Source organism: Pseudomonas sp. SST3 (assembly GCF_003325755.1).
In genome coordinates this window covers 222,858-249,250 of record NZ_QORI02000004.1, presented here as the reverse complement: position 1 = coordinate 249,250, position 26,393 = coordinate 222,858, and the positions used below count along the sequence as shown (strand labels likewise).

At 62.3% G+C, this 26,393-nt stretch carries 20 protein-coding genes and 1 pseudogene; 5 read left to right on the top strand and 16 right to left on the bottom strand.

Features of this window, described 5'->3' with window-relative positions:
- Positions 1 to 159: 159 nt before the first annotated feature.
- Complete coding sequence (locus DQ405_RS06225) at positions 160 to 1,074, bottom strand: choline sulfate utilization transcriptional regulator (RefSeq protein WP_168423389.1); 915 nt, start codon at positions 1,072 to 1,074, stop codon at positions 160 to 162.
- A gap of 111 nt (positions 1,075 to 1,185) precedes the next feature.
- On the opposite strand from DQ405_RS06225, the gene betC reads away from it, so the two are divergent.
- Both betC and choX read left to right on the top strand, forming a co-directional pair.
- On the top strand, positions 1,186 to 2,691 hold the full coding sequence (gene betC, locus DQ405_RS06220; RefSeq protein WP_168423388.1) for a choline-sulfatase: 1,506 nt from the start codon (positions 1,186 to 1,188) through the stop codon (positions 2,689 to 2,691).
- A gap of 70 nt (positions 2,692 to 2,761) precedes the next feature.
- Positions 2,762 to 3,697 (top strand): choline ABC transporter substrate-binding protein, encoded by a 936-nt coding sequence (gene choX, locus DQ405_RS06215; RefSeq protein WP_168423387.1) that lies wholly within the window; start codon positions 2,762 to 2,764, stop codon positions 3,695 to 3,697.
- 267 nt (positions 3,698 to 3,964) lie between these two features.
- On the opposite strand, the gene betA is transcribed toward choX, so the two are convergent.
- The 8 genes and pseudogenes from betA to DQ405_RS06175 form a co-directional block, all read right to left on the bottom strand.
- A complete protein-coding gene (gene betA, locus DQ405_RS06210; protein WP_168423436.1) occupies positions 3,965 to 5,695 on the bottom strand; it encodes a choline dehydrogenase in 1,731 nt (576 codons plus the stop codon).
- A gap of 84 nt (positions 5,696 to 5,779) precedes the next feature.
- Positions 5,780 to 7,252, bottom strand: coding sequence for a betaine-aldehyde dehydrogenase (betB, locus tag DQ405_RS06205; RefSeq protein WP_168423386.1), 1,473 nt, complete (start codon positions 7,250 to 7,252; stop codon positions 5,780 to 5,782).
- A 33-nt stretch (positions 7,253 to 7,285) separates the two neighbouring features.
- Positions 7,286 to 7,879, bottom strand: coding sequence for a transcriptional regulator BetI (betI, locus tag DQ405_RS06200; RefSeq protein WP_168423385.1), 594 nt, complete (start codon positions 7,877 to 7,879; stop codon positions 7,286 to 7,288).
- Positions 7,880 to 8,078: 199 nt separating this feature from the next.
- Positions 8,079 to 9,379: pseudogene (locus DQ405_RS06195) on the bottom strand (OprD family porin).
- Between the two features lie 82 nt (positions 9,380 to 9,461).
- A complete protein-coding gene (locus DQ405_RS06190; protein WP_168423384.1) occupies positions 9,462 to 10,316 on the bottom strand; it encodes a glycine betaine ABC transporter substrate-binding protein in 855 nt (284 codons plus the stop codon).
- Positions 10,317 to 10,578: 262 nt separating this feature from the next.
- The gene (locus tag DQ405_RS06185) at positions 10,579 to 11,523 is read right to left on the bottom strand and encodes a choline ABC transporter substrate-binding protein (protein ID WP_168423383.1); all 945 of its coding nucleotides are present in this window, start codon (positions 11,521 to 11,523) and stop codon (positions 10,579 to 10,581) included.
- Positions 11,524 to 11,555: 32 nt separating this feature from the next.
- Entirely contained in the window at positions 11,556 to 12,443 is an 888-nt protein-coding gene (locus tag DQ405_RS06180) for an ABC transporter permease (protein ID WP_174824653.1), read from the bottom strand.
- A gap of 2 nt (positions 12,444 to 12,445) precedes the next feature.
- A complete protein-coding gene (locus DQ405_RS06175) occupies positions 12,446 to 13,642 on the bottom strand; it encodes a quaternary amine ABC transporter ATP-binding protein (protein WP_168423382.1) in 1,197 nt (398 codons plus the stop codon).
- A 989-nt stretch (positions 13,643 to 14,631) separates the two neighbouring features.
- Between DQ405_RS06175 and DQ405_RS06170 the strand changes: the two genes are divergently transcribed.
- From DQ405_RS06170 to gbdR, 3 genes are read left to right on the top strand one after another with little or no spacing between them, the layout of a single operon-like run.
- Positions 14,632 to 16,008, top strand: coding sequence for an L-serine ammonia-lyase (locus tag DQ405_RS06170; RefSeq protein ID WP_168423381.1), 1,377 nt, complete (start codon positions 14,632 to 14,634; stop codon positions 16,006 to 16,008).
- Entirely contained in the window at positions 16,002 to 16,394 is a 393-nt protein-coding gene (locus tag DQ405_RS06165; RefSeq protein WP_168423380.1) for a hypothetical protein, read from the top strand. Before DQ405_RS06170 ends, DQ405_RS06165 begins: the two co-directional genes overlap by 7 nt.
- Before the next feature lie 16 nt (positions 16,395 to 16,410).
- The gene (gbdR, locus tag DQ405_RS06160) at positions 16,411 to 17,508 is read left to right on the top strand and encodes a choline metabolism transcriptional regulator GbdR (protein ID WP_168423379.1); all 1,098 of its coding nucleotides are present in this window, start codon (positions 16,411 to 16,413) and stop codon (positions 17,506 to 17,508) included.
- Between the two features lie 289 nt (positions 17,509 to 17,797).
- Here the strand turns inward: gbdR and DQ405_RS06155 are convergent, their stop codons facing one another.
- The 7 genes from DQ405_RS06155 to DQ405_RS06125 form a co-directional block, all read right to left on the bottom strand.
- The gene (locus DQ405_RS06155) at positions 17,798 to 18,043 is read right to left on the bottom strand and encodes a hypothetical protein (protein ID WP_168423378.1); all 246 of its coding nucleotides are present in this window, start codon (positions 18,041 to 18,043) and stop codon (positions 17,798 to 17,800) included.
- Positions 18,044 to 18,086: 43 nt separating this feature from the next.
- Positions 18,087 to 18,860: an electron transfer flavoprotein subunit beta gene (etfB, locus tag DQ405_RS06150; RefSeq protein WP_168423377.1), complete on the bottom strand. Its 774-nt coding sequence runs from the start codon at positions 18,858 to 18,860 to the stop codon at positions 18,087 to 18,089.
- Between the two features lie 89 nt (positions 18,861 to 18,949).
- Positions 18,950 to 20,176 carry an electron transfer flavoprotein subunit alpha gene (etfA, locus tag DQ405_RS06145; protein ID WP_168423376.1) on the bottom strand — a complete coding sequence of 409 codons (1,227 nt, stop codon included), beginning with the start codon at positions 20,174 to 20,176 and terminating at the stop codon, positions 18,950 to 18,952.
- A 124-nt stretch (positions 20,177 to 20,300) separates the two neighbouring features.
- Positions 20,301 to 22,289 carry a dimethylglycine demethylation protein DgcB gene (dgcB, locus tag DQ405_RS06140; RefSeq protein ID WP_168423375.1) on the bottom strand — a complete coding sequence of 663 codons (1,989 nt, stop codon included), beginning with the start codon at positions 22,287 to 22,289 and terminating at the stop codon, positions 20,301 to 20,303.
- A 162-nt stretch (positions 22,290 to 22,451) separates the two neighbouring features.
- Positions 22,452 to 24,512: a dimethylglycine demethylation protein DgcA gene (gene dgcA / locus DQ405_RS06135; RefSeq protein ID WP_168423374.1), complete on the bottom strand. Its 2,061-nt coding sequence runs from the start codon at positions 24,510 to 24,512 to the stop codon at positions 22,452 to 22,454.
- A gap of 153 nt (positions 24,513 to 24,665) precedes the next feature.
- On the bottom strand, positions 24,666 to 25,196 hold the full coding sequence (locus DQ405_RS06130; protein WP_168423373.1) for a 4-vinyl reductase: 531 nt from the start codon (positions 25,194 to 25,196) through the stop codon (positions 24,666 to 24,668).
- Between the two features lie 193 nt (positions 25,197 to 25,389).
- Positions 25,390 to 26,367 carry a dipeptidase gene (locus DQ405_RS06125; RefSeq protein ID WP_168423372.1) on the bottom strand — a complete coding sequence of 326 codons (978 nt, stop codon included), beginning with the start codon at positions 26,365 to 26,367 and terminating at the stop codon, positions 25,390 to 25,392.
- Between the last annotated feature and the right edge of the window lie 26 nt (positions 26,368 to 26,393).

Sequence of the window (26,393 nt, the reverse complement as noted above, 5' to 3'; positions counted from 1 at the left end):
ATGATAGGGCCGCCGACTCTAGCAAAGCGCATTTGCCTTGCGATAGTGCGTTTTAGCGAGCAAAGCACTCCGATGGTGCAGATTCGCTGCGTTTCGGGCAGCGTATCGGGGCTTGCTCGGTGCGGTTCCGACGGGTGGTTGACCGCTGAATTTCGAGGTTCAAGGCTGGTTGTCGGCCAGCTCGGTCTGGAGCCAGGTCACGAAGGTGCCGATCAGGCGCTGGCGCCGTTTCCGTTCAGGAAGCACCACGTAATAGCCGAACTCGGTTTTCACGCTTGTCGTGCAAACGCGGCAAAGCAGGCCTTGGGCTATCAGATCATCGACCAGATGGCGCCAACCGATGGCGACGCCCTGGCCGGCGATTGCCGCCTGAATCAATAGTGTGTAATTGTCGAAGCGCAACATGCCCGAGCCGGGTGTCTCGGCGATCCCCAGCGCGCGAAACAGGCTGCTCCAGTCGAGCCAGCGCGAGCGGCTCTCCGGGCGCAAATGCAGCAGCGGCAGCCGCGCCAGTGCGGTCGGCGACAGCGGCGCGGTCTGCTCCTTGAGCAACCGCGGACTGCAGACCGGATAGACCTCTTCGTGAAACAGCAGGTGCGCCTCGCCATGTTTGGAGCGACCGTCGCCGAAGACGATGGCCACGTCGGTCTCCGATGGCAGCGCACCCAAGCCGCGCTCGCTGGTCACCAGGCTGACATCCACCTCGGGATGAAGTTGATGGAAGCGCTCCAGACGCGGCATCAGCCAGTACGCGGCGAAGGCGAAGTCGGTGGCGACCTGGAGCACCTCATGCTGCTGCTTTGCAGTGACCGCGGCGATGCCGGCGTCGAGCGTGCCCAGACCTTGCTGGACATAGCCCAGTAGCAGCTCGCCGGCCTCGGTGAGGACGATGCCGCGGTAGACACGGTCGAACAGACGGGCCGCCAGCTGGTGCTCCAGACGCTTAATCTGCTGACTGATCGCCGGTTGCGTGCTCCCCAGTTCCAGCGCTGCGGCGGTGAAGCTCTGCAGGCGAGCGGCGGATTCGAATACCCGTAGCGCATCAAGGGAGATTTTGTCGATCTGATTACGCATTAGCTGTACTTATCCTAGGCATATCCTGCAGCCGGGTTTACCGCAGCGTTTCAGGGTCCAGACTGTGTTCGAAGCAATCTCGCATAAAAAACAGACATGGACCACTCGGATATGAAGCGCCCAAACATACTGTTCATCATGGCCGATCAGATGGCCGCGCCAATCCTGCCGATGCATGACCCGGCATCGCCAATCAAATTGCCGAACCTTTCGCGTCTGGCGGCCGAAGGCGTGGTGTTCGACTCGGCATACTGCAATAGCCCGCTCTGCGCGCCGTCGCGCTTCACTCTCGTCAGTGGCCAGCTGCCCAGCAGGATCGGCGCCTACGACAATGCCGCCGACTTTCCTGCCGATGTGCCGACCTACGCGCACTACCTGCGCCGGCTCGGTTACCACACTGCACTGTCCGGCAAGATGCACTTCTGCGGACCGGACCAGCTGCATGGCTACGAGGAGCGGCTGACCAGTGATATCTACCCGGCCGATTACGGCTGGGCGGTGAACTGGGACGAACCGGACGTACGCCTGAGCTGGTACCACAACATGTCTTCGGTGCTGCAGGCAGGGCCCAGCGTGCGCACCAACCAGATGGATTTCGATGAGGAGGTGGTATTCAAGGCGCAACAGTACCTCTACGACTTCGTTCGCGCGGAAGATGGCAAGCCGTTCTGCCTGACGGTGTCGATGACCCACCCTCACGATCCCTACACCATCCCCGAGGAGTACTGGAACCGTTACCGGGACGAAGACATCCCGCTGCCGCGCCAGGATATCGCCCAGGATGAACAGGACCCCCACTCGCAGCGCCTGCTAAAGGTCATCGACTTGTGGGGCAAGTCACTACCCGAACAGAAAATCAAGGATGCCAGGCGCGCCTACTTCGGCGCGTGCAGCTATATCGATGACAACGTCGGCAAGCTGTTGAAGACGCTTGAAGCGTGCGGTCTGGCCGAAGACACCATCGTGGTGTTTTCCGGCGACCACGGCGACCAGCTGGGCGAGCGCGGGCTCTGGTACAAGATGCATTGGTTCGAAATGGCGGCTCGTGTGCCGCTGATCATCCACGCACCCGGCATCGATCCGGCCCGCGTCAGCGCCTCGGTATCGACCGCCGACCTGCTGCCGACCCTGGTCGAGCTGGCCGGCGGCACGCTGGAGGCCAACCTGCCGCTCGATGGCCGCTCGCTGCTGCCGCACCTGACCGGCCACGAAGGCCATGACGAAGTGATCGGCGAGTACATGGCCGAAGGCACCACCAGCCCTCTGATGATGATCCGCCGCGGGGCCTACAAATTCATCTATTCGGAACAGGATCCGTGCCTGCTGTTCGATTTGGTCAACGACCCGCTGGAGCGCGAGAACCTTGTCGGTTCGGCCGATCACCAGGCGCTCGCCGAAGCCTTTCTGACCGAAGCGCGGCAACGTTGGGACATGCGGGCGATCCATGACCAGGTGCTTGCCAGCCAGCGCCGGCGGCGTCTGGTCAGCGAAGCGCTGAGCCTGGGCAAGCTGACCAGCTGGGATCATCAGCCCTGGGTGGACGCCAGCCAGCAGTACATGCGCAACCACATCGACCTGGACGATCTCGAGCGTCAGGCCCGCTACCCTAGACCCTGAATCATCACGGCACGGCAGCAACCAGGCCGTGTTTACGGAATCCTTTCGAATAGAGAGAAGGCAGACGGACATGAGAAAAACAATAAATGCGGTTGTGGCCGGTAGCGTGTTGCTGGCCGCCACGAGTCTCCAGGCGCAGGGCGTGATCGAAGACAAACAGTGCGCCACGGTGCGCCTGGGTGATCCGGGCTGGAGCGACATTGCCGTAACCAATGGCATCGCCAGCCTGCTGCTCGAAGGCCTCGGCTACAAGCCGCAGGTCATGACGCTGGGCGTGCCGATCATCTTCGCCGGGCTGACCAAGGATCAGGTCGATGTCTTTCTCGGCAACTGGATGCCGGCGCAACAGGACAACTACGACAAGTTCGTGGCCACCGGTGAGATCGACGAGCACAGCGTGAACCTGACCGGCACCGAGTACACCCTGGCGGTGCCGACTTCGGTCTGGAATGCCGGCGTGAAGCGTTTCGAGGATCTCGACAAGCACGCCGATCTGTTCGACAAGACGATTTACGGGATTGCCGCCGGTGCGCCAGCGAACCTGACGATCCAGAAAATGATCGCTAACGATGAATTCGGTCTTGGCGACTGGAAGTTGATCGAGTCCAGCGAGCAGGCAATGCTGGTGCAGGTCGGCAGGGCAGTTAAGCGGGACAAGGGCGTGGTCTTTCTCGGCTGGACGCCGCACCCGATGAACGTGCAACACGACATCAAGTATCTCAAGGGCGGCGAGGCTTATTTCGGCGAAAGCGGGACGGTCAATACGCTGGTGCGCAAGGGCTATGCTGCGCAGTGCCCGAATGTCGGCAAGCTGCTCTCCAATCTGAAATTCACCCAGGACATGGAGAACGCCATCATGGACGAGGTGCTGGCCAGAAACGCCAGCAACGAGGCGGCGGTGAAGGCTTGGATACAGGCCCATCCCGAGGTGCTCGAAGGCTGGTTGCAAGGCGTCACAACCCGCGAGGGTGAAGATGGGCTAGCGGCGGTGAAGGCCTCGCTCTGAGGTTTAGCTTCGTAGGTGGATCACGCTTCACCGATCCACCGGGTGGCGCTCCACCGGGTGGCGCTGCACCAAGCGGTGCCAAAGGTGGATGAAAAAAGCGTCATCCACCCTACGCCATGACGTTTGGTTGAGCGTCGCCTGATTCCTAAGTGCGCACATGCAAGAGCTTGGTAGGGTGGATCACGCTTCACCGATCCACCGGGTGGCGCTCCACCGAGCGGTGGCACAGGTGGATGAACAGAGCATCATCCACCCTATATCGGCCCCCTAGACTTGAACGCTTTGCGCCTTCTGCGCCTTCTGCGCGGCTGCCGGCTGTGTCTGCGCCGCGTTGCGCACCGGGTCGGATCCCGCGACGTAATACGGCGCGGTGCTGCGCGGCAACGGCGTGCGCCCGCGAACCCGGTCGGCGAGTTTCTCGGCCATCATGATGGTCGGCGCGTTGAGGTTGCCGGTAGTAATCAGCGGCATGATGGAGGCATCGATCACCCGTAGCCCGTCGAGGCCGTGCACCCGGCCCTGGCCGTCGACCACGGCCATCTCGTCTTCGCCCATCTTGCAGGAGCAGGACGGATGGAAGGCGGTTTCGGCGTGCTGGCGGACGAACTCATCCAGCTCGGCATCGCTGTCGATGTTGGCGCCGGGACTCAGTTCTCGGCCGCGATAGGGATCCAGTGCCGATTGCGCCATGATCTCCCGGGTGATCCGGATGCCGTCGCGGAACTCCTGCCAATCCTGCTCGCACGACATGTAGTTGAACAGGATGCTCGGGTGCTGGCGCGGGTCCCGCGAGCGGGCATGTACACGCCCGCGGCTGGGCGAGCGCATGGAACCGACATGGGCCTGGAAGCCGTGCTCCTTTACCGCGTTGCTGCCGTTGTAATTGATCGCCACCGGCAGGAAGTGGTACTGGATGTTCGGCCACTCGAACTCGGCGCGCGAGCGAATGAACCCGCCCGCCTCGAACTGGTTGCTGGCGCCGATGCCCTTGCCCAGGAACAGCCACTCGGCGCCGATCAGAGGCTGGTTATGCAACTGCAGCGCAGGGTAGAGCGAAACCGGTTGTTTGCAGGCGTACTGCAGGTACATCTCCAGGTGATCCTGCAGGTTGGCCCCGACGCCTGGAAGATCGTGGACGATCGGGATGCCCAGTTCGCGCAGCAGCGCGCCCGGGCCGACGCCAGAGCGCTGCAGGATCTGTGGCGAGGCGATGGCGCCACTGCACAGCAGCACTTCACGCCGGGCATGGACGATCACTGGCGTGTCGCTGCTGCCATGCAGGTAAGCCGCACCGATGGCCCGCTTGCCGCTGAACAGGATGCGATCGGTCAGCGCATGGGTCACGATGGTCAGGTTCGGTCGGCCACGGGCCATGTCCAGATACCCACGCGCGGTGCTGGCGCGACGCCCCTTGGGCGTGACCGTGCGATCCATCGGGCCGAAGCCTTCCTGGCGATAACCGTTGAGGTCGTCGGTTTCCGGATAGCCGGCCTGTACGCCGGCCTCGATCATGGCGCGGAACAAGGGATTGTTGCCGGGCTTGGGCGTGGTCACGCTCACCGGGCCGTCGCCGCCATGGTAGTCGTTGGGGCCGATGTCACGTGTCTCGGCTTTACGGAAATAGGGCAGGCAGTCGAGATAGGTCCAGTCTTCCAGACCGGGCGCCTTGGCCCAGCCATCGTAGTCCATGGCGTTGCCTCGGATGTAGCACATGCCGTTGATCAGCGACGAGCCGCCCAGGCCCTTGCCCCGACCGCACTCCATGCGGCGATTGTTCATGTGCGGCTCGGGATCGGTCTCGTAGGCCCAGTTATAGCGCCGCCCCTGCAGCGGAAAGGCCAGCGCGGCGGGCATCTGGGTACGGAAATCCATCCGGTAGTCGGGACCTCCGGCTTCGAGCAGCAGCACGCTGACATCGGCGTCCTCGGTCAGGCGGGTTGCCAGAACGTTACCGGCCGAGCCAGCACCGATGATGATGTAGTCGAATTCCATAGTCAGATCCTCTGGACGAAGGCGGCAGCCGTCACGCCGTCGAGAAAAGGCGTGAGCAGCGCCGGCTGCCTTGCAGCTCGTGGCTGTTTTCTAAAACACCGAGGCGAAATCGCCCAGTTCGACCTGGATCGATTTTGTGCGGGTGTAATGCGCCAGGGTCGTCAGGCCGTTCTCACGGCCGACACCGGATTGCTTGTAGCCGCCGACCGGCATCTCAGCGGGCGACTCGCCCCAGGTATTGATCCAGCAAATGCCCGCTTCGAGCTGATGGATGACACGGTGGGCGCGGGCCAGGTCGTTGGTCACCACGCCGGCAGCGAGGCCGTACTCGGTGTCGTTCGCGCGGCGGATCACTTCCGCTTCGTCATCGAAGATCAGAATGCTCATGACGGGCCCGAAGATCTCTTCGCGCACGATGCGCATGTCATCGCGGCAATCGCTGAACACGGTTGGCGCGACATAGGCACCTTTGGCGTATTCACCGTCGGTCACCCTTGCGCCGCCACAAAGCAGACGTGCCCCTTCCGCCCGGCCCGACTCGAGGTAATCGAGCACGCTGTCCATGTGTGCGTAGCCCACCAAGGGGCCGAAATTGGTTTCCGCGTTCAGCGGGTCGCCCAGGCGGATGCGTTTTACCCGCTCGAGCACCTTGGCTTCGAACCGCGCCTGCAAAGAGCGATGGATGAATACGCGGGTGCCATTGGTGCAGACCTGGCCAGAGCTGAAGAAGTTGGCCATGACCGCAATGTCCGCGGCACGGTTGAGATTGGCGTCCTCGAAAATGATCAGCGGCGACTTGCCACCCAGCTCCATGGTCACATCCTTGAGCGAGGAGCTGGACGCGCTGGCCATGACCTTCTTGCCGGTGCTGGTGCCGCCGGTGAAGGAAATCTTCTCGATGCCTGGATGCTCGGTAAGCCAGGTGCCGACTTCCCGACCGCTGCCGGTGAGCACGTTGAATACGCCATCCGGCACGCCAGCCTCGGTGTAAATCTCGGCCAGTTTCAGGGTGCTCAGGGACGTCATCTCACTGGGCTTGAAGATCATCGCGTTGCCGGCCGCCAATGCCGGTGCGGACTTCCATAGGGCAATCTGGATCGGGTAATTCCAGGCACCGATCCCGGCCACCACACCCAGCGGCTCGCGGCGGGTATAGACGAAGCTGGTATCGCGTAACGGGATCTGCTCGCCTTCGATGGCCGGGATCAGCCCGGCGTAATATTCGAGCACATCGGCCCCGGTCACGATATCCACTGCGCGGGTTTCCGCCAGCGGCTTGCCGGTATCGAGGGTTTCCAGTTCGGCCAGTTCATCGTTGCGTTCGCGCAGGATGTCGACCGCTCGGCGCAGGATGCGCGAGCGCTGCATGGCGGTCATCGCGGCCCAGACCTTCTGTCCCGCGGTGGCGCTGGCGACAGCTTTATCGACATCGTCCCGCGACGCGCGCTGGAGCTCGGCAAGCACTTCGCCGGTCGCTGGATTGACGGTCTCGAAGGTGCCGCCGCTAGTGGCCTCGGTATAGCGGCCATCGATGTAGAGTTTCTGTTGTTCGAAACGGGGCATGGTCATCCTCGCGGTGCGTAGTGAAGAAGGGGATCAGTGCACCTGCTTGGTCAGTAGCTGATCCAGGTAGTCATAGGCCAGTTGCAATGCCTGTTCGATATCGAAGTCGTCGCTGGCCAGCGCGCCGCGCAACCACAAGCCGTCGATCAATGCCGCCATGCCTCGCGCAGCCGAGCGTGCCTGCTCCTTCGGCAGAACGCGGCGGAACTCGCAGCAGAGATTGGAATACAGGCGGCAGTCGTTGATCCGCTGCAACCGGTGCAGGGAGGGTTGATGCATGCTGAACGCCCAGAACGCCAGCCAGGTTTTCATCGCGGGTCCGTTCACCTGGCTATCGTCGAAGTTGCCCTCGATGATCGCCTTCAGGTGCGCGCGCGGACTGTCGTCGGTAAGCGCCTCGCGGCGTATACGAACGGCCTGATTGAGCGCTTTCATCAGGTGTCGCATGGTGGCTTCGAGCAGGCCGTTCTTGTCCTGAAAGTAGTGCGCGATGATGCCGTTCGAGACACCTGCCAGACGCGCGATCATCGAGATACTGGCGTCGCTCATGCCGACCTGATCCACCGCTTCGAGCGTGGCGTGGATCAGTTGCTTGCGCCGGATGGGCTGCATTCCAACCTTGGGCATGAAGGGGGGCTCCGGTCAGGGTTTGACTGGCGACCAGCCTAGGGATTTTTTATTGAACGATCAATCAATAAAGGGCCAGTTGTCGCTATTGCGCATGCCGGTGTCGTGTGATCAGCGATGACGGACGGGCGGACACAGCCGCCGGCGCAAGCGGGCTGTGCGGTGGCGGGCAGGTGCGCGAGCACCCGCCCGCTGCCGATCAGAGAATATCCAGCGGATACTCGGTGATCACGCGCAGCTCGTCGATATCACCAGCGAATCCGCGTGCCGTGGCGTAGCGCACGCGCAGGGACAGGTCCTTGAGGCCGCCATCCTGAACGACGTACTTGGCTTCAAGGTCGCGCTCCCACTCTTTGCCCTTGCCGGCGGCTCCGGCGTAGTAGGCGTAGGCTCCGTTGGGGTCGACGCTCGCGCCGTCGATATCTATCTGGCCATCAGACTCAGGCCAGGCACGCCGTAGGCCGCCATGTCGAGGTCGTAGCGGGCTTGCATGGACTGCTCGCCGGGCGCGTTGAAATCGGACCATTGCGAGGAGTTGGCCAGGTAGATGGAGTCGCCGGCGTTGGTGCCGTCTATGCTGATGTAGTCCATGGGCGAGTTGCCGTTCACCTGCTGGTGGGCGAGGGTGAAGGTATGGGCGCCGATCGAATAGCCAGCAGCCAGCGACCAGGCCGTGGTGTTGATGTCGCCGGCCAGCGCTGCACCCTCGTCCCGGGTGTCGTAGACGTTGAAGTCGAAGGTCAACGCCTGGTTTTCGGCGAGTGGCAATGCGTAGTTCAGGTTGCCGTAGTACTGGGTCCAGACATCCTCGTATTTGGAGCCATAGAGTGTGGCGCTGAGGCTGTCGGTGAGCTGGTAGGTGCCGCCCAGGTAGCCGACGGTTTCCGAGTCGATGGCGCCGGCATAGACCAGGGTGATTTCGCCGTCTCGATTGACCGAGCGGTTGCGATCACGAATCGAGGTGAAGTAGCCGGCATCGACCGTCAGCCGCTCGATTTCGCCAGAGATCAGCTGGAAGCCGTTGGCGGTGCTGGCAAAAATGCGCCCGGTGCCCGGCGAGAAGACCGGGGCGGTAGGGGTCAGGTCACCGTACTTGAGCGTGGTATTGGAGATGCGCAGCTTGACGGCGCCTCCGGCGAACCCGAGCTCGTCGGCGGCGCGGCCGTCACTGTCCACCGGTAACAGGCCGGTGCCGCTGGTGCCGCGACCGCTGTCTAGCTTGATGGCACCACCGGCATGGAGATCGACGCCGAAGCCGACGGGGCCCTGGGTGAATCCGGACTCATAGGTGAGCAGCATGCCGTGAGCCCACTCTTCGATGCGGCTCGGATCGGCGCCAGGCGCATGGTTGTCGCGGGCGAAGTAGTAGTTCTTGTTCAGCAGCGTCAGGTTGCTGTCGTCGACGAAGTCGGCGGCTTCCGACTGTTCGCTGGCCACGGCCAGCTGGTTGACGGCGGCGGTGACGGCCAGCGCCAGGGTGCTCCACTTGATTACACGCATGCGCACGACTCCATGGCTTCGAGCGGCGCCCGCCAAAGGGCGCGGTCGGGGTGGGAGAGATAGGGTGTAGGGGGATCGATGGTTATTCGAGCCAGCCGGCGACGCGTTCCGGGTTGTTTTTGACCCATTCGCGAGCGGCAGCGTCCGGCTTGGCGCCGTCGCGGATAGCCAGCATCACTTCACCGACTTCTTCGGCGTTCCAGCTGAATTTCTTCAGGAAGGCCTCGGCCTCGGGAGCCTTGCTGGCCAGGGCCGGGTTGGCGACCGTGTCGACGTGTTCGTCATCGCCGAAGACCTTCTTCGGATCATCCAGGAAGCGCAGCTTCCATTTGGCGAACATCCAGTGCGGGATCCAGCCGGTGACGACGATGGGCTCCTTCGCCTTTTCCGCACGGGTCAGCGCGGTGGTCATTGCCGGGCCCGAGCTGGCCATCAGCCGGATGTCCAGATCGTATTGCTCGATGGCATCTTCGGTGCGGCGCATCACGCCGGCTCCGGCATCAATGCCGGTGATCTTGCCACCCAGTGCTTCGCTGTGCTGGTCGAGATCGGCGATGCTTTTGGCATCCATGTAGTCCGGTACGATCAGACCGATCTTGGCGCCTTCGTAGTTGGTGCCGAGCACCACGACTTTATCCTTCAGCTTTTCGAAGTATTCACCATGGGTGGCGGGCAGCCAGGCGGAGAGCGTGGCGTCGAGATCACCGCGTGCGACGCCCTGCCACATGATGGCCGGCTCGACCGGTTGCAGCTTGACGGTATAGCCCAGGTTGCTTTCGAGAATCTCGCCTGCCACGTGGGTGGCGGCGACGCTATCGTCCCAGCCGTTTACGTAGCCGATTTTCAGCTCGGGCTTGTCCGCCGCCATGCTGGTGGCCATGCCGAGCGCCATGCTGGCGGCGCCGAGACCACAAAGAAGGTGCTTGAATAGACTCATGCGTTATAGCTCCATGTCAGGATATGGCAGTGATGCCGACCGTGGTCCCGTTCTGCGAGGACTGCGGTTTGTTGCAGGGATTTCAGCGGTTGAGCGAAATCCCATGCACGGTTCGGCGCGCTGGTTCTGCTTGCGCACCGGCGAAAATGAAATGTGATCGGTTGTGTTGCGGCTGGGCGGCAGACTCGTCTCGGGCACAGGCCGGGACGGGCCTGCTGGCTATCCTTGCCCGGCCCTGCGTTGCCTGAGTGCCTTCAAGCGGTCAGAGACCGACGAATTTCTTCACGGCGGCAACGCCATCCTGGCCATCGAAGGTCGTCACGCCCGCCAGCCATTGCTCGAGGATGGCCGGGTTGGCCTTGATCCAGCTTTTCGCCACGGTCTGCGGATCGTCGCGTTCGAGCGCCATGCTCATCAGCTCGCTCTCGATGGGGACGGTGAACTGCAGGTTCTGCAGCAATTTGCCGACATTCGCGCAGCGTTCCAGATAATCCGGCGGCACCACGGTGAATACCTTGGCGGCACCGTAGTCGGGGCCGAACACCTCATCGCCACCAGCCAGATAGGTCAGGTCGTACTGGGCGTTCATCGGGTGTGGAGCCCAGCCGAGGAACACCACTGGCTCTTTCTTCCTGATCGCGCGCTGCACCTGAACCAGCATGCCGGCTTCGCTGGATTCGACCATGCGGAAATCACCGAGGCCGAACTGGTCGCTCTTGATCATCTTTTCGATCAGCAGGTTGCCGTCGTTACCCGGCTCGATCGCGTAGATTTTGCCGCCCAGCTCGTCTTCGAACTTGGCGATGTCCTGGAAGCTCTTCAGCCCTGCTTCGGCCGCGTAGGTCGGCACCGCCAGGGTGTATTTGGCGCCCTCAAGATTCGGCGACTCGAGCACCTTGACGCCGCCATCCTTGGTAAAGGGCTCGATGACCGCGTCCATGGAGGGCGACCAGTATCCGAGAAAGGCATCGATCTGCTTGTTTTTCACGCCGGTGAAGGCGATCGGTACCGAGGCCATCACCTTGCTTGGGTCGTAGCCCAGGCCTTCGGACAGCACCATCGCCACGCCTGTGGTGGCGGCGATGTCCGCCCAGCCGATCTCAGCGAAGCGCACCTTCTCGCAGCTGGCTGGCTCCTGCGCCCATGCGTTCTGCATCAATGCGCAGGAGAACAGTCCGATACCCGTGATCTTCTTGAACGTATTCATCGTAAATCCCTGTGTCTACGGTTCGTGATGGTCTACTGGCGCTGCAGCCTGAGCTTGGTGCTCACCCAGGTGTACCAGGCAGCTTTCTGCGTGGCCCGCTTGGCAGTACCGAAGCTTTCGGTGATGCGGTCGAGGATGATTGCCAGCAGCACCACGGCCATGCCGCTTTCGAAACCGAGGCCGATGTCCAGTCGCTGGATACTGGCCAGCACGTCGTTGCCCAGACCGCCAGCGCCGACCATCGAGGCGATGATCACCATCGACAGCGCCATCATGATGGTCTGGTTGACCCCAGCCATGATCGACGGCATTGCGTTGGGCAACTGCACCTTGAACAGCAGCTGCCGGGCGTTGCAGCCGAAGGATTGTCCGGCCTCGACGATCTCCTTGTTGACCTGGCGGATGCCCAGGTTGGTCAGGCGCACCGCTGGCGGCATGGCGAAAATCACCGTGGCGATGATGCCGGGTACGCGACCGAGGCCGAACAGCATCGCCGCCGGAATCAGGTAGACGAATGCCGGCATGGTCTGCATGAAGTCCAGGATCGGGCGGGTGATCATGGCCACGCGTTCGCTGCGAGCCGACCAGATACCCAGCGGAACGCCCAGGACCAGGCTGATCAGCGTGGCGGAAAAGGTCAGGCCGAGGGTCACCACGGTCTGCTCCCAGAAGCCGGTGAGCACGATGAGAATGAAGGATACGGCGGTAAAGACGGCGAACCGGGCGCCGATGCGCCACAGCCCAAGGCCGACGAAAATGGCGATGAGCAGCCAGGCCGGCGGCAGCATCAGCAATGCTTCGATACCTTCGGAAAATCCGCTGACCACACTGCCCAGGCTATCGAAGGCGCCGCTGTAGTTCTCCAGCAGGTGCTGGACGACGTCGTTGACCCAGCTCCCCAGATCGAGTTCTTTGCTCATGATCATTCCTCCTGCAGGCGAGTCAGAAGGCGGCCTTTGCTGATGGCGCCCGCGTAGAACCCTTGGCTGTCCACCACGGGCATAGGCCCTTCGTTATCCACCAGGCGTTCGATCACCTGGTCGAGTGGCTGGTCTTCGGTCAGGGGATCAATCTGCTTCAACACGTCCGCCTCGAGGGCGCAGGTCTGGCCGTTCTCGACCAGCAGAGCGATGCGTTCCAGGCTGATCGAACCGCGGAATTTCTTGTCCTCGTCAACGACGAAGGCGTAGTGCTTGTCCATCGCTTGCAACTCCTGACAGACCTGCAGGGCGTCCGGCGCCTTGCCGTTGTGCACATAGAGCGGAACGCTGTCGGCCTTGAGTTGGCCGGCGGTGAGGTAACGGGTCGTGTTGACGGTTTCGAAGAAATTGCGCACGTAGCTGCTGGCGGGGTTGTCGATCAGCTCCTGCGGCGTACCGACCTGAACCAGCTTGCCGCCTTCCATGATGCCGATGCGGTTGCCGATGCGCATGGCTTCCTCGATGTCATGGGAGACGAAGATGATGGTGCGTCGATGGGTCTTTTGCAGCTCCAGCAAGACGTCCTGCATCTCCCGGCGCTTGAGCGGGTCGAGGGCGGAAAAGGCTTCGTCCATGATGATCATCGAAGGGTTCACCGCCAGCGCACGGGCAAGGCCGACGCGCTGCTGCATGCCGCCGGACAGCTCGTGCGGATACTTCTGCGCGAAGGTGTCGAGACCGACCTGCGTGAGCACCGTCATGGCGCGCTCTTCTCGTTCTCGACGACCGACGCCGGCGACCTCCAGGCCGAAGGCGGCGTTGTCCAGCACCGAGCGCGACGGCATCAGTGCGAAGGACTGGAAAACCATGCTCATGTCGCGACGACGCAAGTCGATGAGTTGTGAGTGGGGCAGTTTCGCAACGTTCTGCCCATCGATGAAGACGTCTCCGGCGCTGGGCTCGATCAGGCGGTTGATCAGGCGTATCAGCGTGGATTTGCCGGAGCCGGACAGGCCCATCAGGACGAAGATTTCACCTTCCTCGACACTGAACGAAACATCACTCACACCGATGACCGCACCGCGCTCGGCGAGAATCTTGTCCTTGCTCCAGCCTTGCTTGAGCAGGGCGATGGCTTCTTGTTCCTGCGGGCCGAAGACCTTGTAAAGGTTCTCGACGACGATTTTTCCAGACCGCATGGGATGGTTCCCCTCAGTAGACATCCAGATCAGCTAAACGAGGCCGCAAGCGCCTTGCAGCGCTGCCGGCTAGTGCCAACTGCTATGGCTTATGGGTTGACATATTTTCGGGCGGACGCGGTGCGGCGGGACTCGACGGGCCGCGGCTCTGCAGGCGAGCTGAATGTTCATCTCGCGTATCGGCCGATTCCTACGTTCTGTCATTCACCGCTGTGCTGCTTTGGTCCTCTGGCAGTACTAGCAAGCCAATCGTGGTCGCCGCTCCATAGGGGCTGAACCGGCTACCTATTATTGTTATGTACAGCCGTTCTGCTGGACGGCTGGGGGTTCATCTGCGCAAGGCATTCGGCGTTGCCAGGACCTGTGCTGACCTGGCGACTTCGGATAAACATGACTTAACGATATTCCCCTTTGGCGCTTGCGATTGTCGGGTTGCGACGCTCACGTACTGAGCGGCGACATGTATGCCTAAAAAAACCATAACAGAAAAAAATTCATCATGGCACCGCTGGGTTTCTTCGTTGGGCATAGTTGTACTCCAGCAAATGCGCGGATAGATCGCTGTGCCGTGGCCTGGCGCCATCAGCGGCAACGTGAAAAAAAATCATGAGGATGGGCTGATTAACCAGAGTTTGAATGTCATTGAGAAGTTTTTTGTTCCGTTTCGGGAGCTTCGTTGGCCCGGCGACAACGCCTGAAGACATTCAAGGTAAGCGCGCAACTGCGGGGCAAAAGCGACAGGTGTGATGCGCGAATTCCTGCCCGAATCCGATACGTCATTTGTCCGGAGCGGCACCACTGAAATTGAGTGGCTGTGCACGATGTTCTTCCGCTCGTAACAGCGCCGGGGGCAGCCCGTCGTCGCTGCCTGAAGTCCACGGCGGCTGGGCTGACGGATTTGGACATGAGTGCGTCGGTGCCAGACTTCTTTTCGCAGGCAAAACGATGATCATGCTCCCTGTCTTGGGGCATCCTGTGGAGCGTTCAGCGTGGCGATCAGCGTATTCGATCTTTTCAAAGTCGGCATCGGGCCCTCCAGCTCGCATACCGTTGGACCCATGCTCGCCGGCGCGCTGTTTGTCGGTGCGCTGCGCGAACGCAAGCTGCTGGAACGTGTGTGGCGCGTAGAGGTGCGTCTGTATGGGTCGCTGTCGGCGACCGGGGTCGGGCACGGTACCGATAACGCTGTACTGATGGGGCTGATGGGCGAACGGCCGGACCTCATCGATCCGGAGCAGATCGCTCCGCGCATCGCGGCACTTCGCTCCAGTGGGCAGCTGCGGCTCGATGGTCACTGGCCGATCGCATTCGACTGGGCGAAAGATCTGCTCCTGCTTGAGGAGAACCTGCCCTACCACCCCAACGCCGTGACCTTCATCGCGCAAGGGCATTCCGGCGAGCTTTTTCAGGACACCTATTACTCCGTCGGCGGCGGCTTCGTGGTCAACGCCGAGCAGGCGGCAGCCGGTCAGCTGGATCAGGATCACACCGCGTTGCCCTATGACTTTTCCAGTGCGGTCGAGCTCCTGCAGCTGTGCAAGCGCAATGAGCTGCGTGTCAGCGAACTGATGATGATTAATGAAACGGCCTGGCGTAGTGAGGCGGAGGTCCGCAGCGGCCTGCTGCGCCTGTGGCAAGCGATGCAACAGTGCGTAACCAATGGTCTGCGCCATGAAGGCGTGTTGCCCGGCGGGCTGAATGTCCGTCGACGTGCCGCCAGGTTGCATCGCAATCTGCTGGAGCTGGGCAAGCCGAATGTCATCGGTTCGACCATGAGCGCAATGGAATGGGTGAATCTGTTTGCGCTGGCGGTGAACGAGGAGAACGCGGCGGGCGGGAGGATGGTCACCGCACCCACCAACGGCGCGGCGGGCATCATTCCGGCGGTCTTGCATTACTACATGAAATTCCACCCGCAAGCCTGCGATGACGATGTGGTCAATTACCTTCTCGCGGCGGCGGCGGTTGGCATTCTCTGCAAGAAGAACGCGTCGATTTCCGGCGCTGAGGTGGGCTGTCAGGGCGAGGTCGGTTCCGCGTGCGCCATGGCGGCAGCTGGTTTGGCAGAGCTTCTGGGCGCGACGCCCGAGCAACTCGAGAATGCCGCCGAGATTGGTTTGGAGCATAACCTCGGGCTGACCTGCGACCCGGTCGGCGGCCTGGTGCAGGTGCCCTGCATAGAGCGCAACGCCATCGCTGCGATGAAGGCAATCAATGCGGCACAGATGGCATTGCGTGGGGACGGCGAGCACTTCATCTCACTGGATCGAGTCATCCGCACCATGCGTGATACCGGCGCGGACATGCATGACAAGTACAAGGAAACGTCCCGTGGCGGCCTTGCAGTCAACGCGATCGAGTGCTGACCCAGATCCGTGCGTTGGTACCGATGCACGGGATCTTTGTGGTGCGTTCTTCGGGTGAGCGGGCGCAGCGCCGGCCGGTTCCGGCCCTTGCCTGTTACCGCTTTTTGTTACCGCCGGTTTTTTTCTACCCGAGTTTCGCGCTCGACACGCCGGGCATTGCTACCAAAGTGCTCAGCCCCTGCCAAAAGCAGGCGTGCCGGCCCGATACAGCAAGTTTTTTCTGCGGGCCCCAGCGCTTGCCGCAGGGCCGTTTTGGCGGGCTGCCGGCTTTTATTGAACATCCAATCAATATAGGCATGCGGTTTGCCTTGATATCTGCAAAACCCGGCGCCGTTACACGCCGGAAAATAAGAAAAGGGCCATCCAAGGCTCATCAATATTGCTAAGCGTGAGGATCCGTCATTGTCACAGATCAACCCCGGGTCGCAGCCCCCGAATCGGCTCCCGCAGACCATCGGCTTTTTGCTGTTGGATAACTTCACCCTGATCTCCCTGGCTTCGGCCGTCGAGCCGCTGCGCATGGCTAACCAGCTTTCCGGCAAAGAGCTGTATCGCTGGTTCACGTTGACCCATGCTGGGCAACCGGTAATGGCCAGTGACGGGCTGCAGATCACGCCGGATGCCAGCTTCGCTACGGCGCCCAGCCTTGATTCAGTGATCGTCTGCGGCGGGGTGGATATCCTACACAGCGCGACCCGCGAGCATCTTCACTGGCTGCAGGCGCAAGCCCGCCATGGTCGTCAGATGGGGGCGGTGTGTACCGGTAGCTGGGCGCTGGCCAAGGCCGGGTTGCTCGATGGCTACGACTGCAGCGTGCATTGGGAATGTCTCGCGGCGATGCAGGAAGCCTTTCCTCGTGCGACGGTGACGCCCCGGCTGTTCTCCATCGATCGCAATCGCTATACCGCCTCCGGCGGCACCGCCCCGATGGATATGATGCTGCATATGATCGGCGCGCAGCATGGACGTGAACTGGCCGCGGCGATCTCGGACATGTTCATGTGCGAGCGCATTCGCAACGAACAGGACCACCAGCGGGTGCCGCTCAAGCACATGCTGGGCACCAACCAGCCGAAGCTGCTGGAAATCGTGGCGTTGATGGAAGCCAACCTCGAAGAGCTGATCGACCTGGACGAACTGGCGTGTTACGTCAACGTGTCGAGACGCCAGCTCGAGCGGCTGTTTCAAAAGTACCTGCACTGCTCGCCGTCGCGTTACTACCTCAAGCTGCGGCTGATACGTGCCCGCCAGCTGCTCAAGCAGACGCCCATGTCGATCATCGAAGTGGCCTCGGTGTGCGGCTTCGTCTCGACCCCGCATTTCTCCAAGTGCTACCGCGAGTTCTTCGGCATTCCACCGCGTGACGAGCGCTCGGGTCAGCACTCGGGGCAGGTGGTCGCGCTGATTCCTCGCCCTGATGAAGTCCGCAAACACCCAGCCGTCATGGCCGCGTTGCAACGGGCCCAGGGTGAGTCGACCTTCGCCAGCGTGCGCATCTGATCGACGATAGACGTTCTGGCCAGGCTGATGAGCGCCTGGCCCAGACCGACCCAGCGTAGGGTTGATGGAAGCCTGATGAACGCCGATTGGGCCAGTGCAGCGTCTAGGACGGGTGCTGGCCCGATAGCCACAGGTTTCCCGGGCCGCAAGTGGGCGGGGCAGGCCCGTTAGCCTGCCTTGATCCAGAACGATAACGCTCACGTCTTCATGCGACGCGAGACGTCATCTCGCGTCGCATGAGCAAGCGCGACGTGCTTCAGAACGGAACGTCATCCGCCCCTGCGTTGTACTACGGTCGCACCAATGCCGGGAGCAACTTTCTGCTGATGGCTTCACGCACCGCGGGCAGCAGGGTTGCGGAGCCGCCGAGGAGTTCCTCGACCAATCGGCGCAGTGCCTGCGCGCGTTCCTGAGAGAGGCCGCTGACAGCCCGTTCGCAGGCCTGCTCGGCGGTAACGCCACTGGGTATCTCAAAGCCCAGCGACACGAGGCGATCACGAAAATCGTCCTGGTCAATCAGATCGGCATGCATCATCGCGTTTGCTCCTTTGGCTTCGATGCGAGACGGGTCACTGCGCTCAGCGCAGCACACCTTCCTCGCGCAACAAGTTGAAGATAGCCTCAGCGCCGGCTTCCGGCGACAGATCCCGAAGCACCTGTCCGCCGTCGCCGGACGCCTTGGCTGTGGCGGCTTTCAAGCGATCAGCGGCGGTCTTGCCATGGATGACCTTGAGCCGCTTGGGGCGTGGGCGCGCAGGTTGCAGCTGCGCCTCGGCGAACAGCTCGTCTTCGATCACGGGGACCGCTTCGGCGCTGATTTCGCCACGGCGGGCTGGCCCGAACGCGCTTTGCCGTGCCGGTGGGCCTGCACTGTCGATGCTGGCGAGAAACGGCAGGCGCACCTTCAGCCGGCGTCGCTGACCCCGTGGCAGCGCCTGCAGTACCAGTGCGCTACCGTTTTCGACTGTCTCCACTTCGGCCAGACCGACCACCAGTGGCCAGCCCAGTTGCTCGGCCAGCAGGTAGGGCAGCATGCCCGAGCCCTCGCCCGTTTCGGCCTGGCTTCCAGTCAGCACCATCTGGGCGCCTGCGTTTGCCAGGTAGTCAGCGAGCACGGGCAGGGCGTCGGCCCCGGAGGGTTGTTTAAGCACAGTCAGTTCCGCCAGACCCATGCCGAGGTAGCCGCGCAGTGCCTCTTCTTCGGGGGCACCGGCATGCACCAGCTGCAGTCGCTCGCCCGCCAGGCGCAAGCCCAACTCGACGGCACGCGCATCCTGTTCGGCGCGGCGGGCTCGCCCCGAGGTCGGGTGAGCGCCCACGGAAACCAGGGCGATAACATTCAGGTCATTCATCACGGGTGCTCCGTAGGGTGAATCGCACTTCATGGATCCACCGAGACGTGGTGATGGTGGCTGCGAACAACGGCGGCCACCCTAGGCATTCACGCGGCATCGCGTTGTCCTCCCTGGCGATAGGTGGCGACCCGCTCCATCAGCGCCTGGAGAATCGCCGCCGAATCGCCAATGACCGACAGGTCCGCGCGTTTGATCATGTCGCAGCCCGGATCCAGGTTGATTGCCACCACCTTGTCGCAGGCGCCGATACCCTGCAGATGCTGGATGGCGCCGGAGATCCCGACCGCCAGATAGACCCGCGCTGTGACCCAGGTACCAGTTGCGCCGACCTGGCAGTGACGCGGCATGAAGCCATCGTCCACCGCGACCCGAGAGGCCCCCTTGGTGGCGCCTAGCACCTGCGCGGCGCGGTGGAACAGGTCCCAATCTTTCACGCCGTTGCCGCCGGAGAGGATGAATTCCGATTCGGCCATGGGTATCTGCGCGGGATCGACGGCAACCGGGCCGAGATCTTCGAGCCGCGGCAGGCTACGGGCCACGACGACCTGCAACTCCACCGGCAGCACTTCGTGGCGGGTCTCGGCGACGGGTTCGGCGCACTCGGCGGCGGCCAGGATCAGCTTCGGCAACGGCCGCTGCAGGTCTTCGCGGCCCGCGCCGGCGCGCCCGGTGCAACGGGCTTCGTCCACCTGCCAGACACGTGTAGCCGGGCGCTCGTCCAGCTTCGCAGCCAGACGGCGGCCAAGCTCAGCGCCGCCGCCACGACTGTCGGGTACCAACCAGTGACGTGGCTTGAAATGATGTTCGACGGCAACCAAAGCCTGCAGGCGTTGCTCCGGCGCGTAGCCTTCGTACTCACTGCCTTCGAGATGCAGCAGGCGGTCCACGCCGGCCGTGTCCAGGGCGGTTTCCTTGTAGTCGCCGAACAGCACCGCCAGTACCGCTCCTTCGGCCCCTGCCAGTTTGCGCGCCAGACCGAGCAGGTCGCGGTCGTGGCTGGAGAGTCGGCCACCTAGCATGTCCGGCACCACGACGATGTGAAAGCTCGGCTGCTCGATGCGATGCAACGGTAGTTGCAGCGCTTCCCTGGTCACGGCGCCCTTGTTGCTGCCGCCTTGCTGGGCACCGCTGCGGTCAATGCGCTTGATCCCGTTGGGGCCGATAAAACCGACGGCGTGGGGATTCTTGCGAATGACGCCGTTGGGACCCATCCAGCTCGTCTCGCCTTTGGTCTGCATCGCTGTGTGCAACGGATGCAGGCGGTTGCGGGCGATCCACTCGGCGCGGGGATCGCGACGGATGATGTTCATCACAGGGCCTCCTGGTTCGGGGCGCTTTCCCTGAGCGCGAGCGTGCTTGCGAACGGGTTAGTGCGGAAGTCCGGGCGTTTCGCGAGCAAGCTCGCTGCAGGTTGGTATCGCAAAAAATGGCGCCTGCTCATGAATGCATCTCCACGACCTTCTCACGCTTCACCGCCGGGGGTGTGCTTGCTGGGGCTTGCGCACTTTCGATCAACACGTCCGCCACCAGCTCGGCGATGTCCTTGATCTGTGGGCGCGGTTCGACCACGCCTTCGAGCATGGCGGTGCACTGCGGGCAGCCGACCGCCACCAGCTCAGCTCCGGTCTCCTTGATGTCTTCCATGCGCATGTCGGGAATGCGTTGCTTGCCCGGGATGTCGGTGATCGGCGCGCCACCGCCACCGCCGCAGCAGCGCGAACGGAAGCCGGAGCGGGCCATCTCCTTCACCTCGATGCCGATGGCCTTGAGCACGGCACGCGGCGCCTGGTACTCGCCGTTATAGCGGCCCAGGTAACAGGGGTCGTGGTACGTCACGCTGGCGCTTTGGTGCTTGCCAAGATTCAGTTGGTCACGGGCGATGAGGGTGGCGATGTATGTGCTGTGGTGCAGCACTTCGTAGCGGCCTCCCAGTTCGCCGTACTCGTTCTTCAGTACGTGGAAGCTATGCGGATCGCAGGTGACGATGGTCTGAAAACGGTACTGGTCCAGGGTGGCGATATTGCGCTTGGCCAGTTGTTGAAAGGTTGCCTCGTCGCCCAGTCTGCGCGCCACATCGCCGCTGTCACGCTCTTCAAGGCCGAGCACGGCGAAGTCGACGTTAGCGGCTTTCAGCACCTTGACGAACGCGCGCAGGGTGCGCTGGTTGCGCATGTCGAAGGCGCCATCACCGACCCAGAACAGCACTTCAGTCTCTTTCTTTTCGCTCATCAACGGCAGGTTCAGGTCAGCCGCCCAGTTCAGTCGGCCACCTGGGGTAAAACCGCCGGGGTTGTCGGTGGCGATCAGGTTGTCCAGCACCTCGGCGCCCTTGTTTGGTGTGGCGCCTTTTTCCAGGGTCAGATGGCGGCGCATGTCGACGATGGCATCGACGTGCTCGATCATCATCGGGCATTCCTCGACGCAGGCGCGGCAGGTGGTGCAGGACCATAGGGTTTCAGCTTCGACCAACCCCTTGCCTTCGGCGAAGACGATGGGCTGGTGCGGGTTACCACCGTGCTCGCCGACCGGAATCCCCGGGTAGGGGCTGCCGAAATAACCCTTGTCACTGCCGCCCGCGAGGCCGATGACCATATCCTGGATGAGCTTTTTCGGGTTCAGCGGCTGGCCCGCCGCGAAAGCCGGGCAGGCCGCCTCACAGCGGCCGCACTGCACGCAGGCATCGAAGCCGAGCAGCTGGTTCCAGGTGAAATCCTTGGGTTTCTCCACACCCAGCGGTGCGTCCGGATCGTCCAGATCAAGGGCTTTCAAGCCGCTGGAGCGCGCCGCGCTGGCATTGTGGGGGTTGCGGAATCGCTCCGGGCGGCGGTGCCAGGCCAGGTGCAGCGCGCCGGCGAAGGCGTGCTTCATCGGCCCGCCCCAGGTCATGCCGAAAAACATCTCGGACACACCCCAGGCCACGCCCACAGCCAGGACGGCGGCGAGTATCCACCCGCCGAAGTCCTGCGGCAGGATGCCGGCCACCGGCAGGGTGGCGATGAAGAAGCTGAACGAGAACATCAGCAGGCTTTTCGGTAGGCGCATCCAGGGCCCTTTCGACAGCCGCGCCGGCGGGTTGCGGCGGCGCTTTGCGACAAACAGCGCGCCGACGAACATCAATATGCAGGCCGCTAGCAGTGCGAAACCGAGAATCCGGTTCTGCAGGCCGAAACCATGCACGATGATCGCCAGCAGCGCGGCCAGCACAAAGCCGCCAGCCGTGGCGACGTGAGTTTTGGACATGTACTTGTCGCGCTCGACCACGTGGTGCAGATCGACCAGGTAGCGTCGCGGCATCTTCAGCAGGCCGCCAAGCCAGTCAACCTTCGAGGGCCGGCCGCGACGCCACATGGCGAAGCGCTTGCCGGCGCCGAGCACGGCGAGGCCGAGGGCGGCGAACAGCAGGATGGGGAGTAGGGTGTCTAGCATGATGGCTCCTAGCGAACGCATCGAAACTCAGAAAGCGCCAACTGGCCAAGGCCTGCACAGGAGCGAGGCTGCTCGCGATGGCGGTGCCGACGACGTGTTCCGTCAGCCATCGCGAGCAAGGACAACCGTCCCGCTCGCTCCTACAGGGCCTGGGCTGGAAGGTCAGAAGTCCTTGCAGATCCGCAACGCGTCGTAGATCGCTGCATGGGTGTTGCGCTGGGCCACGCAGTCGCCGATGCGGAACAGCAGGTAACCATCGCCGGCCTCCGACAGGCAGGGTTGTGGCTGGATGGCGAACAGCGCCTCGACGTCGATCTGCCCCTTGTTGCGCGAGCCCTCCTTGAGCGCGTAGTAGAGCGTCTCGTCCGGCCGCACGCCGTTTTCCACCACCACCTGATCGACCACCCGTTCTTCCTTGGCGCCGGTGTATTCGTTCTCCAGCACCGCCACCAGCTTGTCACCCTCGCGGTAGACCTTCTCCAGCACCATGTCGCCGGTCATGATCACTTCCTTGGGGTAAAGGCTGCGGTAGTAAGTCGGAAAGCTCGTACCTCCAACGGCCACACCGGGTTTGATGTCGTCTGTGACGATTTCAACCTTCGCACCTTTCTCAGCGATGAAGTCAGCCACTGACATGCCGGTGAATTCACAAATGGTGTCGTAGACCAGGACGTTGTTCCCGGGTGCGACCTTGCCATCGAGCACATCCCAGCTGCTGACGATCAGGCCTTCTTCAGCGCCCCAGTGCTCGTTCTGTTCGATGAACGGATGGCCGCCGTTGGCCAGCACTACGATGTCCGGGCGCAGGTCGAGGATGGTGGCTACGTCCGCACCGGTACCCAGGCGCAGGTCGATGTTCAGGCGCGCCAGTTCAAGCTGGAACCAGCGAGTGATGCCGGCCATCTGGTCACGTTGGGGCGCCTTGGCAGCAATGCTGATCTGCCCGCCGAGGCTGTCCTTTTTCTCGAAAAGGGTAACGTCATGGCCGCGCTCTGCAGCAACGCGTGCCGCTTCCATGCCGCCCGGGCCGCCGCCAACGATCACCACCTTGCGTTTGGGTCCGGTGGTCTTTTCGATGATATGTGGCAAGCCCATGTATTCGCGGCTGGTCGCGGCATTCTGGATGCAGAGCACGTCCAGGCCTTGGTACTGGCGGTCGATGCAGTAGTTGGCGCCGACGCACTGCTTGATCTGGTCAACCTGGCCCATCTTGATCTTGGCGATCAGGTGTGGATCGGCGATATGCGCCCGCGTCATGCCGACCATGTCCACGTAGCCGCCTTCGAGGATGCGCGAGGCTTGGTTGGGATCCTTGATGTTCTGTGCGTGAAGCACCGGAACCTTGACTACCTCCTTGATCCCGGCAGCCAAATGCAGGAAGGGCTCCGGCGGGTAGCTCATGTTCGGGATCACGTTGGCCAGCGTGTTGTGGGTATCACAACCCGAGCCGATCACGCCGAAGAAGTCGAGCATGCCGGTCGCATCGTAGTACTTGGCGATCTCTTTCATGTCCTCATGGGTGAGGCCGTCAGGGTGGAACTCGTCACCGGTGATGCGCATGCCGACGCAGAAGTCGTCACCCACCTCGGCGCGCACGGCCTTGAGCACTTCCAGGCCGAATTTCATGCGCCCCTCGAAGGTGCCACCCCATTCGTCGGTACGCTTGTTCACCCGTGGCGACCAGAACTGGTCGATCAGGTGCTGGTGCACGGCGGACAGCTCAACGCCGTCCAGCCCGCCTTCTTTGGCGCGGCGCGCGGCCTGGGCATAGTTGCCGATCACCCGCCAGATTTCTTCCGGCTCGATGGTCTTGCAAGTGGCCCGGTGCACGGGCTCACGGACACCGGACGGCGACATCAGGGTCGGCCAGTGATAGCCGTCCCAGCGGGAGCGGCGGCCCATGTGGGTAATCTGGATCATGATCTTGGCGCCATGCTTGTGCATGGCGTCGGCCAGATTCTGGAAATGCGGGATGATCCGGTCGGTGGCCAGGTTCACCGAACTCCACCACTGCTGAGGGCTATCGATGGCCACTACGGAAGAGCCGCCGCAAATCGCCAGGCCGATACCGCCTTTGGCCTTCTCCTCGTAGTACTTCACGTAGCGCTCAGTGGTCATGCCGCCGTCGGTGGCATAGACCTCGGCATGGGCAGTGCTGATCACGCGGTTGCGGATGGTCAGCTTGCCGATCTGGATGGGTTGGAACATTGCTTCGAAAGCCATGGCGGCATCCTCTGAAAACTACTGCGCTCGGTTATGCGGCGTTGGAGGCAGAAGCGAAAATGCTCATTTACAACAGTAAACTCCGCTTTTCGCTTTGCCTCCGCCTTGCCTACGCTTCGCTCGCTACGTTTTCGATCACGGTTGAAGTTGTTTTTAGAGTGGTTTAACGCGGAACAAGCCGTGGTCGTGGCCTTCCTGCGACGCGCCATAGACCTGCTCGGCGACGGTGCGGATGCTGCTGCCCTTCGCCTGGAGAATCTGGTCCATGGCGCCGGCGAACCAGCCGGTGAACATGTAATCCACCGGACGCCCGCATTTGCCGTAGACGTAAACGAAGGCCGAGTGGTCCAGACGTACTTCGCAGGTGCCGGCGTCCAGGTCGATCGCCTGGATCTTGAACAGGCCCCAGCCGCGCTGGGACAAGCGCTTCATGTAATGCTCGAAGACTTCCACGCCGACCAGGCCATGGCATTCGGCTTCCTTCTCGCACCAGTGCCAGGCCGATTTGTAGCCGGCCTTGTAGAGAATCTCGGCATAGGCTTCGGCGCCGAGTACTTCCTCGATGCCGATGTGGTTGTTGACGAAGAAATGCCGGGGCACGTAGAGCATCGGCAGCGCGTCGGTGGTCCAGACGCCGGTTTCGTCGTCGACCTGGATGGGCATTTCAGGGGCGTGTGTGGACATGTGTTCAAGCTCCGGAATTAGATGGTGTCTTGCGTATTAGAAAAGCGCGGATGGATGCCTGTGGAGCCGTAGCGAGCACGCCGAGAGCAAGGAGACCCGCAGCGACAGGCGAGAGCAGTACGCATGTACGGCGAGCTTGTCGCGAGGACGCGACGCGGCTATCGGTGTGCGCAGTAGGCTCCGGAGGTATTCATCATTCGCCCCAGACATCGGAAAGAACCCTCACCCAGTTCTCGCCCATGACCTTGCGCACGGTGCGCTCAGGCATTCCGCGCTTGAGCAGGGTTTCGGTGAGGTTGGGGAACTCGCCGACGGTACGGATACCCAGCGGGTTGACGATCTTGCCGAAGCGGGTCAGGCGGCGGGCGTAGCCCTTGTCGTGGGTCAGCCACTCGAAGAAATCCTGGCCGTGACCCTGGGTGAAGTCGGTGCCGATGCCGATGGCATCCTCGCCGACGATGTTCATCACGTATTCGATGGCCTCGGCATAATCGTCGATGGTCGAGTCGATGCCCTTGGCGAGGAATGGCGCAAACATGGTCACGCCGACGAAACCACCATGGTCGGCAATGAACTTCAATTCTTCGTCGGACTTGTTGCGCGGGTGTTCCTTGAGGCCGGAAGGCAGGCAGTGCGAATAGCAGACCGGCTTGTTCGACGCCAGGATGACTTCTTCGCTGGTCTTGCTGCCGACGTGGGAGAGGTCGCACATAACGCCGACGCGGTTCATTTCGGCGACGATTTCATGGCCAAAGCCGGACAGGCCTCCGTCGCGCTCGTAGCAGCCGGTGCCGACCAGATTCTGGGTGTTGTAGCACATCTGTACGATGCCGACGCCCAGCTGCTTGAACACCTCGACGTAGCCGATCTGGTCTTCGAATGCATGGGCGTTCTGGAAGCCGAACAGGATGCCGGTCTTGCCCAGCTCCTTGGCCTTGCGGATATCGGCGGTGGTGCGCACCTGCATCACCAGGTCGCTGCACTCGCGGATAAGCTTCTGGCTGGCGGCGATGTTGTTGACTGTGGCCTGGAAACCTTCCCATACCGAAACGGTGCAGTTGGCGGCGGTCAGGCCGCCCTTGCGCATGTCCTCGAAGAGTTCGCGGTTCCATTTGGCGATAATCAGACCATCAATGACGATGCTGTCGGCGTGCAGTTCGGTTGGGCTCATCAGGTCACTCCCCAGTGCGGCGCATC